Source organism: Antrihabitans spumae (assembly GCF_043944905.1).
Taxonomy (GTDB): Bacteria; Actinomycetota; Actinomycetes; order Mycobacteriales; family Mycobacteriaceae; genus Antrihabitans; species Antrihabitans spumae.
The window spans coordinates 153,822-166,040 of record NZ_JBIMSN010000026.1 but is presented as its reverse complement, the minus strand read 5'-3'; the positions used below and the strand labels follow the sequence as shown (position 1 = coordinate 166,040).

The window sequence follows — 12,219 nt, the reverse complement described above, 5'->3', positions numbered from 1 at the left end:
CTGGTTGCGGCGTTCGACGGCTCGTCGGTGGGGGAGAATTCAGGATTCGCGGGCGAGGTCGCTGTCGTTGCGAAACACGAGTGAACCCGTGTCGAGCGCAACTGCCCAGCGCTTCGAGATGGCCCAGGTGCGACCGTAGTCGTCCTGAGGCGGCAGGCCCGGGTTGAAGTCGTCGACGATGACGCCGGAGACGTTCGGCCACAGGTCTTCCGGCATGGCGGAGTCGGAGGAGTGGCGGGTGACGACGCGGTTCCCGACCGCGAAGCCAGTTGTCGCCGGCTGAACAGACTTCGGAAGAGGGTTGGCGTCGCGTTTCTTAGCCGTGGCGCGATCCTGCGTTCCGCGATCGTGTGTTCTCTGTCTTTGACGCACTAGGTTTCGTCACGCGTCGATGATCCTCTCTGGCCGGGCGATCGCAGTATCGCCACGCCGGAAATGGACGTGCCGACGGATCGGGTGCAGGTCTGCAACAGGGTTTCGTTGCAGGTCAGGTGGTGGATTGCAGTTTTGTGGGCGATTTGCGACACAGTGAGCCGCGAGAGCGCCTCACCGACGTTGTCGGTGCCGCATGAAACAATGACCTTCGACCGAAACGGGAGTTGGGCAGTTTATGCGGCTGTATCGGGACAACGCCGTCGTCTTACGTCAGCACAAGCTTGGCGAAGCCGACCGTATTGTCACGCTGCTCACACGCCAGCACGGGTTGGTGCGTGCGGTTGCCAAGGGTGTTCGACGGACCCGGTCCAAGTTCGGCGCCCGGCTCGAACCGTTCGCACACATAGATGTGCAGCTCTATCCGGGGCGCAACCTCGACATCGTGACGCAGGTCCATACGGTCGACGCCTTCTCCGGTGACATCGTCGACGACTACGGCCGCTACACCACCGCATGCGCTGTTCTCGAGACGGCGGAGCGGCTCGCAGGCGAGGAACGCGCGCCGGCGCTGCAGTTGCATCAGCTCACCGTCGGCGCGCTCCGTGCGGTCGCAGGGCAGACCCGAGCGCCGGAGCTGATTCTCGATGCTTTTCTGCTCCGCGCAATGGGATTCGCGGGCTGGGCGCCCGCGCTCGACGAGTGCGCGCGCTGCGCGACCCCGGGTCCGCATCGGGCGTTTCATGTCTCGGCAGGTGGCGCGGTGTGTGTGCATTGCCGACCGCCCGGAGCCGCAACTCCGTCGCCCGGTGTCCTCGATCTGATGGACTCGCTGTGTAGGGGAGCGTGGGCCGACACCGATGCGGCGACGGATGCGGTGCGTCGACAGGCGAGCGGTTTGATCGCCGCACATCTGCAGTGGCACCTGGAACGCCAGTTGCGCACGCTTCCGTTGATCGAGCGCGCTCAGCCGCACAGTGTGGGCGTCGGGCAGGATGGACACCGTGATTCGTCGTATGGACTCCCCGCCGAGACCTGGCGCGCGCCGCTCGCTCCGACGCGGACCGGCACAGCCTGACCGCGTAATACGTCCACCGGACCCACATCCGTCCGGCGCCCGGCCGCCGATTCTGCAGCCGGAGTTGATTCCGAAACACGTCGCGTTGGTGATGGACGGCAACGGTCGCTGGGCGCAGGACCGCGGGTTGCCGCGCACCGCAGGTCACGAACGTGGCGAGGCCGTGTTGATGGACACCGTCTGCGGCTGTATCGAAATGGGCGTCACCTGGCTGTCGGCGTACGCGTTCTCGACGGAGAACTGGCGACGCAGTCCCGAAGAGGTCCGGTTTCTTATGGGCTTCAACCGTGACGTCATCCGTCGCCGCCGCGACGAGATGAACGAAATGGGCGTACGCGTGCGCTGGGCCGGTCGCCGACCGCGGTTGTGGCGCAGCGTGATCAAGGAACTCGAGGTCGCCGAAGAGCTGACCAAGGACAACTCGGTGATGACGCTGACGATGTGCGTCAACTACGGCGGCAGAGCCGAAATCGCCGATGCCGTAAAGGAAATCGCGAAGCTCGCCGCATCCGGACAGCTGGATCCGGAGCGCATCACCGAGGCGACGGTCGCGCGCTACCTCGACGAGCCGGATATGCCGGATGTCGATCTCTTCCTGCGCCCGTCCGGTGAGTTCCGGACGTCGAACTTCTTGCTGTGGCAGTCGGCGTATGCCGAATTGGTGTTCCAGGACAAGCTTTTTCCGGATTTCGATCGTCGCGACCTGTGGGCAGCGTGTGTCGAATATGCGTCACGTGATCGTCGATTCGGGGGAGTGAAGTGATGACCGAAGCCCAGGAGTCGAACGGGGGCGGGTCTGCAGATGCGTTGCAGCAGAGGGCACTCGATGTGCTCGCGCCTTTTGTGACGTTGCGCACCAACGACGATGGCTCGCTCGGGTTCGAATACGCGGGCGCACTGTGCTCGATGCGTGCGGTGAATCTGTCGCCCGGTCTCGACGTCCTGTCACTCACGTGTGTGCTGGCATGGGACCGACCGTTGCGGGCGCCGCTCACCAAACGGGTTGCCGATCGCAACAATGCGCTGCAGTTCGGGTCGATCACGATCATAGGCAACGGCAAGTTGGCGGACGTGATCATGCGTTATACGTTCCCCGCCGCCGGCCTCACCGACGAAGCGTTGATGACGATGCTGTTGCTTGTGCTCTCCGGCGCCGACCGTAGTCGGCAGGGGTTGGTTCCCTAGTCGCCTGCCCTGAACGCCGTTGGGGTATCTCGGCTCACCGGTTTCCCGCGCACGTCTGGCAGGTCCCGAAGATCTCGACCGTGTGGCTGACGTCGGTGAAGCCATGGGTGTCCGCGGTCGACTTCGCCCACTGCTCGACCGTCGGACCTTCGACCTCGACGGTATAGCCGCAATGTCTGCAGACCAGGTGGTGGTGATGGCCCGACGAGCAGCGGCGGTAGACGGATTCGCCTGTGTCCGTGCGTAATACGTCTACGGTTCCGGAATCGGCGAGGGTCTGCAGCGTCCGGTAGACGGTCGTGAGGCCGATGCCTTCGCCACGCTTACGTAGCTCGTCGTGCAGTTCCTGCGCGGATCTGAACTCGTCGATGTCGTCGAGCAATGCCGAGATCGCGCTGCGCTGCCGCGTGCTTCGAACACCGACCGCGACTCGTCCAGACGTTCCGGTCAAGGCCGTCATCCTTCCTCCGCGTGTGCAACCGCGTCCACTACGATGTGGGCGAGGTGATCGTCTACGAGTTCGTAGAGAACCTCGCGTCCGTTACGTTCGCCACGGACGACACCGGCCGCTTTGAGCACTCGAAGGTGCTGACTGATCAGCGGTTGCGTGACGCCGAGCGCCTCGACCAACTCGTGGACGCATCTGCCCGACTCGCGCAGTTGCAGGACGATTGCGATACGAACCGGCGCTGCGAGCGCACGCAGGATTTCACCCGCGGCATCGAGGGTTGCTTTCGGTGGAACAGGCGCCGGTGGCGTCGTCGTGAATGGGTCGTGACTGTGCTCGGTGAACTCGAGATCACCGGTGTCGGCTGTGGACACCTGGACCCTCCCTCTTATTGCAAATCACTTCCATTTTGATTTGGAAGGTTGCGCATGTCAAACGTCCTTGGGGCGCCAGATATTCTGACCTAGACAAAGCACCCGTAACCCGGCAGCTATTCGCCAGATGGAGAGCTCGAATCGTGGCCCCCAAGTCCAAGGTCGACACCGTAGCCAACCTCGCCAAGCGCAGAGGACTCGTGTATCAGTGCGGCGAGATCTACGGCGGTACCAAGTCGGCCTGGGACTACGGACCTCTCGGCGTCGAGCTCAAGGAGAACATCAAGAAGCAGTGGTGGCGCAGCATGGTCACCAGCCGCGAAGACGTCGTCGGCCTCGATTCGGCTGTGATCCTGCCGCGTCAGGTCTGGGTCGCGTCCGGTCACGTCGGTGTGTTCAACGACCCGCTCGTCGAGTCGCTGATCACCCACAAGCGTTACCGCGCGGATCACCTGCTCGAGGCGTACGAGGAAAAGCACGGGCATCCGCCTGCGAACGGCATGGCCGACATCCGCGACCCCGAGACGGGCGATCCGGGTCAGTGGACCGAGCCGCGCGACTTCAACATGATGCTCAAGACCTACCTCGGACCGATCGAATCCGAGGATGGCCTGCACTATCTGCGTCCGGAGACCGCGCAGGGCATCTTCGTGAACTTCGCCAACGTCCTCACCACGTCGCGCAAGAAGCCGCCGTTCGGTATCGCGCAGATCGGTAAGAGCTTCCGCAACGAGATCACGCCGGGCAACTTCATCTTCCGCACGCGTGAGTTCGAGCAGATGGAGATGGAGTTCTTCGTCAAGCCAGGGGAGGACGAGGAGTGGCATCAGTACTGGATCGACACTCGCCACGCCTGGTACACCGGCCTCGGTATCGATCCGGAGAACCTGCGGCTCTACGAACACCCGAAGGACAAGCTGTCGCACTACTCGACGCGGACCGTCGACATCGAGTACCGCTTCCGGTTCCAGGGCAGCGAATGGGGTGAGCTGGAGGGCGTCGCGAACCGTACGGACTTCGACCTCAAGACGCATTCGGAGCATTCGGGTCAGGACCTGTCGTACTTCGACCAGGCGACCAACGAGCGGTTCACGCCGTACGTCATCGAGCCCGCGGCCGGTCTGACGCGGTCGCTCATGGCGTTCCTCGTCGATGCCTATGCCGAGGACGAGGCCCCCAATGCCAAGGGCGGCGTCGACAAGCGGACGGTCCTTCGCCTCGACCGCAGGCTCGCGCCGGTCAAGGCGGCTGTCCTGCCGTTGTCCCGCAACGCGGATCTGACTCCGAAGGCGAAGGATCTGGCAGCGGCGCTGCGTCAGCACTGGAATGTCGAATTCGACGATGCAGGCGCGATCGGTCGGCGCTACCGCCGTCAGGACGAGATCGGTACGCCGTTCTGCATCACGGTCGACTTCGAAACCCTCGACGATCACGCAGTGACTGTGCGAGAACGAGATTCGATGGCGCAGGAGCGAGTAGCGCTCGATCAGGTCGAGGGTTACCTAGCCCAGCGCCTCATCGGGAGCTAGGCCGCTCCGCGGCTCGTGAGTCCTTTTGGTGGTCAGGCCCTCCGAAAGGACTCACGACCGGGGTAGCCGCCTCAGCCTGAACAGGCGAAATTCGCGGCCCTCTGCGAGCTCGTACTCCATCTGATAGCCGGGCCAGACCTCGATCGCGTACTGCCACGCCTTGTCGCGTTCGGCGCCGGTGAGAGTCTCGATGGACGTCTCGAACTCTTCGCCACGAATCTGAACGGTCGCGGTCTCGGCTGCCGCAAGGTTCGCCGACCACACCGGATGCTTCGGGCGTCCCCAGTTGGATCCGACGAGCAAGATATCGTCCCCTTCGGGCACGTACAGCAGTGACGTCGTGCGCGGAATGCCGGACTTTCGGCCAGGCACCGTGATCTGGATCGACGGTTGCCCAGCGATGTCGAGGACACCGAAGCGGTCGTTGCTGATCCGACGTACCGCGCGCTCGAGCGGAATGATCAGCGGATCGAAGCGCATCACCAACGGAAAAGTCGCGAGGCGACGCGAGAAGGCCGGCAGCGGGTTCTTGAGCATCTCTCCAACATAAGGCGTGGTCAGAGCCGGTGCCGCATCGAAAGTGCTGGTCGTGAGAAGTCCCACACCTGCCACGAAGGCCTTCGGCTCGTGAGTCTTTTCGGCGCGCCCGCCCTCCGAAAAGACTCACGAGCGGCGCAGCCGCCTAGACCGGAACTTGCAGCTCCGTCACCCAGCCGGCGGGATCTTCGGTGTATTCGAGGGTGACTTCGCGTGCTGGTCCGGTCGAGCTGTGACCGTGGTCGTCGATCCACCGACCCAGCGCTTGCCAGTCGGGAAGGACCAGATCCATGCTGCCGCGGTGCACGAGCGTCGCAGCGTTCTCGACCGCGGGCAGGTCGACGACGACGAAGTCGTGTCCTTCCTTCTCGGCCAGGTCGACGGGGACCGCCGCATGGACGACGACCGAACCGTCGCCGGTTTCCTCGTAGTACGCGATCGCCGGACCCGCGAATCCGATCCCTGCCCGGTCCAAGCGCGCAGAAAGATCCATAAAGAGCGGTTGGATGACCGGGGTGATCGACTCGGGCTCGAATCCCGCCGCGTGGCCTGTCAATTCCGCAACTCGCACGGCCGGAACCTGCTTGATGACGACGTCGTTGGTAGGCATGGATCCCTCGCTCTCGATAATTCGGAGTCGCACGTCGACCTGGGTGAGCCGTGCCGCGTCGTTGGCGATCTGTGCCTGCAACTCGGATTGTCGCAGCCGCAGCATGCCACGCAGCTCCGCACCGCTGACCTGCTCGTCGAGGATTTCCTGCACCTGTTGCAAGGTGAAGCCGAGGTCCTTCAAGGCGATGACGCGGTTGAGCCGCGCTAGCTGACTCGCCTCGTAGAACCGGTAGCCACTGGATCCGTCGACGCGTGCAGGTTGCAGTAGTCCGATGGCGTCGTAGTGACGCAGCATGCGGACCGACACTTGCCCGTGTCTCGCGAAATCTCCGATACTCAACATGATGGTCTCCGGTTTACGGCCTCACACGGTGTCAGGGTCAAGCGGAGTGTCAGGGTCGAGCGTCAGAACCGCCCACCGCCACCGATCCGACGCGAACTTCCCGCGCCACCGAACGACCCCGGACCCCTGCCGCCGCCACCGCTGTACCGACCGCCGCGGCTACCCGAGCTGAAGCCGCCGCGCAACATGCTGTCGATCAGGATGCCACCGAGTACCGCGCCGGCGTTGCTGCCACCGCGCGAGGACTGCTGGTTCTCCCACGACGAGACGTCGGACTGCGCCGCCCGCAGCGCCCTCGACCCAAGTTCTGCTGCGGATTGCGCGTAGACCAGCGCATTCGACGGATCCGACGCGCGAAGTCGCTGTGCCTCGTCGAGGTGGCGCTGCGCTTCCGACAGTCGGGTGCGTGCCTCGGCGTCGACGGCGCCGCGACGGGTCGAGATGAAGTCGGACGCCGCCGTGACCTGAGAACTTGCGGCCGTCAGCGCCTGCTCGACCTGCTGCTGCAGTCGCTCGGCATTCTGCTTGCGGTCGAGGGCAACCGTGAGCGCTTTGTCGAGTTCGACGTCGGCTGTTGCGATTTCGTTGAACGCGCCGAGCGGGTTCGAGTCCTTGATGCCTTCGGCTCGCCCGATCGCAGCTTCGACAGCGCTCTTGGTTTTCGCCAGTTCCGAACCGCCGTGTCCGAGGAGTTCGTTGGCCGCAGCGACGTCCTTGCGGGCGTCGTCCAGGGCAGCGCCGATCGTGGCGATCGCGTGCCGAATGTTGTCCGCAGCGTGATCGACGGCGTCGAGGAGCGTACGCGCCTGTGCCACTGCGGCTTCCGCGGCGCGAATTGCCGCAACCGCCGGACCCTGTTTTCCTGCAGGAAGCGCGATTGTTTCTCGCGCCGCGGTGACGTTCTTGTCTGCGAAGGCAAGTCGGTCCTTCGTCATCGTCACGTTGTCCTTGACTGGAGCCAGCGCCGGTGCCGGGAACTCGGCGACGAGGCTGGTGAGCGTCGCGTCCGAGTTCGGTACGCGCGCCGTGAGTTCCACGATGTCGCGGGTCAAGCCGTCGAGCCGACTGCTCGCGTTGATCAGTAGGTCGCGCATCTGGTCGAACTCGGTGACCTTCGCGTCGAGTTCGCGATCTGCCTTGCCGCAGTTGCTGATCAGGTCGACGAGCATGTCGCGACGCTGTTCCGGCGTTTCCGGGATGTCGTCGTCGAGGCGTTGCCGGATCGCAAATGCCTGTGCGAGAGCGTTGTTGGCGTTGTCGAACGCTTCGGTGAACGGTCGAGCCGCCTCGTCGCCGAACTCGTCCTTGGCGAGCTGCAGCTCTTCGGTGCTGGTGCGCACCGCATTGTCCATTTCGACGAGTACTTCTTTTGCCCGCACGTCGAGTGCGTTGACGGGAAGGGCTGCAAGCGCTTTCGTATCGCTCGGGTCGATCTGTCGCGCGGCGGCCGTGCCTGCTTCGAGGCGCTGCGCCTTCTTGCGACGTGAGTACAGCACCACGCCACCGGCGCCGACCGCGATGACGCCACCGCCGACCGCGAGCACCTTCACAACATCGCCACCGCCCGTCGACCCCATCGCATCGGAAAGTCCGCCCGCAGCCGCAATCGCCGCACCGGCCCAATCCTGCTCGCGCAGTGCGGGTTCGATCGCGTTGACCCGAATGTCTTCGAGCTCGGAATCGCTGATGTCGGTCGGTAGGCCGGGGGAGGAGAGGTAGTAGGACTGATCGACGGTTGCGACGGACAGCAACACGTCCCGATCGGACAGTTGGCTCGCACGTTCGGTCGCGGCGGCCCATGCTTCGGGATCCTGCGGCTCGAAACTGGCGACGTAGACCACCCACAGCCGGACCCGATGGGTGTCGTACAGGTCGTCGATCGCGGACTGGAGCTCGCCCTTTGCTGTCGGGTCCAGAGCCGAAACGCGGTCGTTGATCTGTTCGGGAAGTCGGAACGGCCTTTCCGCCGATGCGGTTGCGGGGAGGCACAGGAAGGCGATCAACGCGGCAACGAAGAGAAACGCTACGGACCGATGAGTGACGCGACGCGACGCCGGCGCCGATGCGATTGGCATGTGACGAATCTATCCGGTCCGCGCTTGGAGGGCAGGCGCACCCAACCGACCCGGTGCGCGACCCATGACAGTTGTCATGGACAGATCGTGACGCTCGGCAGAGGGGCACGAAGGAAAACGGCGCGACAGTTGTCTTATGACCAGAACAGGCAAAAATCAACCCGCCGTCGTCCTTCGCAACCTGCACAAGACCTTCGCTGTCGGTGAAGGACCGGGAGTGCGAGCGGTAAACGGACTTGACCTGACCATCGAACCCGGCGAGATCGTCGCGTTCCTCGGACCGAACGGCGCAGGCAAGACCACAACCATCGACATGCTGCTCGGGCTCACGCGTCCCGACGAGGGCGAGGTTTCCATCTTCGGGCGCGACCCCGCCACGGCGGTTGCGTCGGGCTTGGTCTCCGCGGTGATGCAGAGCGGCGGACTGCTCAAGGACCTGACGGTCGAGGAGACGGTTCGCCTCGTCTCGGCACTGTTCGTCAGCCCGCGTCCCGTCTCCGAGGTGCTTGCCAGAGCAGGTATCGCCGACATCGCGACCCGGATGGTGGGCAAATGCTCGGGCGGCCAGCAGCAACGGCTGCGTTTCGCGTTGGCACTGCTGCCGAACCCCGACCTGATCGTCCTCGACGAACCGACCACAGGTATGGACGTCGAAGGTCGACGTGAATTCTGGAATGCCATGCGGGAGGACTCGAGTCGAGGCCGAACCGTACTGTTCGCAACGCACTACCTCGAAGAGGCCGACGCCTACGCCGACCGGATCGTGCTGGTCAGTAAGGGTCGTATCGTCGCCGACGGCAGCGCTGCGGAAATCAAGAACCTCGCGTCGGGACGCGTCGTCAGTGCGACGTTGCCCCGTGTCGACCAGATGCGTCTGCTCGGCATCGATGGAGTCGACGACGTCGAAGTACGCGGCGATCGAGTGTTGGTGCGTTCCAACAACTCCGATGCTGTCGCGCGGTATCTGCTCAACAGCACCACTGCCACCGACATCGAGATCGTCTCCCACAACCTCGAAGACGCGTTCATCACCCTGACCGGCGACACCCTGACCGGCGACACCCTGACCAACGTAGGAGCCAGACATGACCTCGTCACTGCAATTACCAACCACCGCAACGGCTTCCACACCACGTGAACTGCCGGCACTCGGCGGATTCAGTACGGCGTTCCTCGGATTGGAACTGCGGCGCATGCTTCGCAATCGCCGAACCTTCCTTTTCACGTTGATCATGCCGCCGCTGTTCTTCGTCATTTTCGGTCTGCAGTCGGACTACAAGACGGAGTCCTACGGCTCGGGGAACGTCACCGGCTTCATAATGGTGTCGATGGCGGTCTACGGAGCGATGCTGGCAACGACCAGCGGCGGAGCGATGGTGTCGATCGAGCGTGCGCTCGGCTGGAGTCGACAACTGCGTCTCACCCCGTTGCGTCCGGCCGCTTACATCGCGACCAAGATCGTGGTTGCCATGGTGCTCGGGCTGATCTCGGTCGCTGCAGTGTTCATCGTCGGCGGGATCCTCGGCGCGCACCTGACGACGACTGCCTGGATCGCCTGCTTCGTACTCGCCTGGATCGGCTCGTTGGTCTTCGCCGCCTTCGGCCTGTTCATGGGATATCTGCTGCCGTCGGAGAACGTGATGCAGATTCTCGGTCCCGGCCTTGCGATCCTGTCGTTCGCAGGTGGCCTGTTCATGCCGCTCTCGGGATGGTTCGAAGACGTGTCGAGGTTCTTCCCGACCTACGGCCTTGCGACGCTGGCGCGTATGCCCTTCGGTGACGAGGCCGGCACGACCATCGCTGCCGGAGTCGTGAACCTGCTGGTCTGGGCCGTGTTCTTCACCGTCGGTGCGATGATCCTCTTCCGTCGAGACACCGCGCGAGTCTGATGACAGCCCAAGATTCGAGATCGCTCCCGGTCGCACCGCCCCCGCGACCGGGAATGATCTGGCTGTTCTCCGGGGTGTGGCTGCTGTACCTCGTCTATCCGATCGGCTCGGCCATCGCACTCGACGACGTCGTCGCGAAAGTCTTCGGTCTCGTTCTGATCGCCGCTTTCGCAGTCGTCTACATGGCGTCGTTCTATCGCCTCCGAACCTCACCCGACTCGATCACGTTGTGGCCGCAGGCCCCGCAGCGTGAGGTGTGGATCGCGTTGGGGACACTGGTCGGCCTGATGGCAGCTGCGACAGTGCCACTGGGCGGCGACGCGCTTGCCTTCTCTGTCTACATCTCGGCGCTTGCTGCCTTCACGCTCCCGACTCGGCAAGCCCTGCCTTGCGTAGCCGCGATGGCCGGCGTTGTTCTGTTGCTGCCGTTGTCGATCTCTGGCTGGGAACACCAGGAGGGATTGGCATTTCAAGTCGGTGTCTCCGGGTTCGCGGCGTGGGGCGTCAGTCAGATCATCGTGCGAAATCGGGGCCTCGCCGCTGCGCGAGAACAACTCGCGGTGCTGGCTGTCGCGGAGGAACGGCTACGGGTCGGCAGGGACGTGCACGACATTCTCGGGCATTCGCTGACGGTGATCACCATCAAAACCGAGCTTGCGCAACGACTTATCGACGTCGACGTGGTCCGCGCAAAGGCAGAACTTGCCGACATCGAGGAGCTCGCACGCGAGGCGCTCGCCGGTGTTCGCGACACCGTCGGAGGCTTGCGTGAAGTCTCGCTCGACGGCGAGCTGGCAAACGCCAGGACTGCCCTTTCGGCTGCAGGCATCGTGCCCGAGCTGCCGAGCATCCTTCCGCCGATGGACAGAACGCGTGCCGAACTGTTCGGCTGGATCGTTGGTGAGGCTGTGACGAACGTCGTCAGACACAGTGACGCTCGACGATGCGAGATCACGGTCGCGTCCGATTCGATCGACGTCAGCGACGACGGACGTGGGGTCGGCAACGGCGGGGTCGGCAACGGCACCGAGGGGACAGGATTGGTCGGGTTGCGAGAGCGTGTGGCTGCGGCCGGTGGTTCGTTGCGGCTGGGGTCGGACCGCGGTGGTCGCGGGTTTCACCTCGCCGTCACGTTCCCGCCGATTATCGAAAAGGGGACCGAATGACCGAGCCGATCCGGATTTTGCTCGCCGACGATCAAGCCTTGGTGCGGGGAGCATTGGCGGCTCTGTTCGAGCTCGAGTCCGATCTGAACGTCGTCGCCGAAGTAGGTAGGGGAGACGAAGTTCTCGACGCGGTGGCCGCAGCGCAGCCCGACGTCGCCCTGCTGGACGTGGAAATGCCCGGCCTGGACGGTATTTCGGTCGCTGCCGAGCTGCACCGGAGTCATCCGGACATCAAAATTCTGATGGTGACCACCTTCGGCAGGCCGGGCTACCTGCGCAGGGCCATCGACGCGGGCGCGAACGGGTTCGTAGTCAAGGACACTCCCGCCCGTCAGCTCGCGGATGCCGTGCGGCGAGTGCACATGGGTTTGCGCGTGATCGACCCGGCGTTGGCTACGGAGACGCTGACATCTGGAACTTCGCCGCTGACGGCACGCGAACGCGAGGTGCTCGCGGCTGCAGCGGGCGGTGCGAGTGCCGCAGCGATCGCGCGCACGCTGCATCTGTCGGAGGGAACGGTCCGCAATCACCTCTCGTCTGCGATCGGAAAAACCGGAACATCGAATCGAGCCGAAGCAACCAGAGAGGCCGAGCGACTCGGCTGGTTGTGA

14 protein-coding genes are annotated in these 12,219 nt (G+C 64.0%); 8 read left to right on the top strand and 6 right to left on the bottom strand.

What is annotated here, in order from left to right:
- Window positions 1–39 precede the first annotated feature (39 nt).
- Entirely contained in the window at window positions 40–216 is a 177-nt protein-coding gene (locus ACHIRB_RS07250; protein WP_395118427.1) for a hypothetical protein, read from the bottom strand.
- 394 nt (window positions 217–610) lie between these two features.
- On the opposite strand from ACHIRB_RS07250, the gene recO reads away from it, so the two are divergent.
- From recO to ACHIRB_RS07235, 3 genes are read left to right on the top strand one after another with little or no spacing between them, the layout of a single operon-like run.
- Window positions 611–1,450 (top strand): DNA repair protein RecO, encoded by an 840-nt coding sequence (recO, locus tag ACHIRB_RS07245; RefSeq protein WP_199707693.1) that lies wholly within the window; start codon window positions 611–613, stop codon window positions 1,448–1,450.
- Window positions 1,389–2,213 carry an isoprenyl transferase gene (locus ACHIRB_RS07240; protein WP_395123743.1) on the top strand — a complete coding sequence of 275 codons (825 nt, stop codon included), beginning with the start codon at window positions 1,389–1,391 and terminating at the stop codon, window positions 2,211–2,213. Before recO ends, ACHIRB_RS07240 begins: the two co-directional genes overlap by 62 nt.
- Entirely contained in the window at window positions 2,213–2,635 is a 423-nt protein-coding gene (locus ACHIRB_RS07235; protein ID WP_395123659.1) for a YbjN domain-containing protein, read from the top strand. Before ACHIRB_RS07240 ends, ACHIRB_RS07235 begins: the two co-directional genes overlap by 1 nt.
- A gap of 34 nt (window positions 2,636–2,669) precedes the next feature.
- Here ACHIRB_RS07235 and ACHIRB_RS07230 read toward each other — a convergent pair whose 3' ends face one another.
- Together ACHIRB_RS07230 and ACHIRB_RS07225 are read right to left on the bottom strand one after the other, a co-directional pair.
- A complete protein-coding gene (locus tag ACHIRB_RS07230; RefSeq protein ID WP_395123660.1) occupies window positions 2,670–3,095 on the bottom strand; it encodes a Fur family transcriptional regulator in 426 nt (141 codons plus the stop codon).
- Window positions 3,092–3,457, bottom strand: coding sequence for an ArsR/SmtB family transcription factor (locus ACHIRB_RS07225; RefSeq protein WP_395118424.1), 366 nt, complete (start codon window positions 3,455–3,457; stop codon window positions 3,092–3,094). The genes ACHIRB_RS07230 and ACHIRB_RS07225 overlap by 4 nt, the downstream gene beginning before the upstream one ends.
- A 143-nt stretch (window positions 3,458–3,600) precedes the next feature.
- Between ACHIRB_RS07225 and ACHIRB_RS07220 the strand changes: the two genes are divergently transcribed.
- Window positions 3,601–4,986, top strand: coding sequence for a glycine--tRNA ligase (locus ACHIRB_RS07220; protein ID WP_395123661.1), 1,386 nt, complete (start codon window positions 3,601–3,603; stop codon window positions 4,984–4,986).
- Window positions 4,987–5,037: 51 nt separating this feature from the next.
- On the opposite strand, the gene ACHIRB_RS07215 is transcribed toward ACHIRB_RS07220, so the two are convergent.
- The 3 genes from ACHIRB_RS07215 to ACHIRB_RS07205 all read right to left on the bottom strand — a co-directional run bounded on the left by ACHIRB_RS07215 (window position 5,038) and on the right by ACHIRB_RS07205 (window position 8,553).
- A complete protein-coding gene (locus ACHIRB_RS07215; protein ID WP_395123662.1) occupies window positions 5,038–5,523 on the bottom strand; it encodes a nitroreductase family deazaflavin-dependent oxidoreductase in 486 nt (161 codons plus the stop codon).
- Between the two features lie 145 nt (window positions 5,524–5,668).
- Window positions 5,669–6,478, bottom strand: a complete 810-nt coding sequence (locus ACHIRB_RS07210; RefSeq protein WP_395123663.1) for a MerR family transcriptional regulator — start codon at window positions 6,476–6,478, stop codon at window positions 5,669–5,671.
- 62 nt (window positions 6,479–6,540) lie between these two features.
- Window positions 6,541–8,553: a TPM domain-containing protein gene (locus tag ACHIRB_RS07205; RefSeq protein WP_395118416.1), complete on the bottom strand. Its 2,013-nt coding sequence runs from the start codon at window positions 8,551–8,553 to the stop codon at window positions 6,541–6,543.
- A 136-nt stretch (window positions 8,554–8,689) separates the two neighbouring features.
- Here ACHIRB_RS07205 and ACHIRB_RS07200 point away from each other — a divergent pair, with 136 nt between their 5' ends.
- The 4 genes from ACHIRB_RS07200 to ACHIRB_RS07185 are packed head-to-tail and all read left to right on the top strand — an operon-like array spanning window position 8,690 to window position 12,219.
- Entirely contained in the window at window positions 8,690–9,691 is a 1,002-nt protein-coding gene (locus ACHIRB_RS07200; protein ID WP_395123664.1) for an ABC transporter ATP-binding protein, read from the top strand.
- The gene (locus ACHIRB_RS07195) at window positions 9,639–10,442 is read left to right on the top strand and encodes an ABC transporter permease (RefSeq protein WP_395123665.1); all 804 of its coding nucleotides are present in this window, start codon (window positions 9,639–9,641) and stop codon (window positions 10,440–10,442) included. Before ACHIRB_RS07200 ends, ACHIRB_RS07195 begins: the two co-directional genes overlap by 53 nt.
- A complete protein-coding gene (locus tag ACHIRB_RS07190; protein ID WP_395123666.1) occupies window positions 10,442–11,608 on the top strand; it encodes a sensor histidine kinase in 1,167 nt (388 codons plus the stop codon). Before ACHIRB_RS07195 ends, ACHIRB_RS07190 begins: the two co-directional genes overlap by 1 nt.
- Window positions 11,605–12,219, top strand: a complete 615-nt coding sequence (locus ACHIRB_RS07185) for a response regulator (protein ID WP_395123667.1) — start codon at window positions 11,605–11,607, stop codon at window positions 12,217–12,219. The genes ACHIRB_RS07190 and ACHIRB_RS07185 overlap by 4 nt, the downstream gene beginning before the upstream one ends.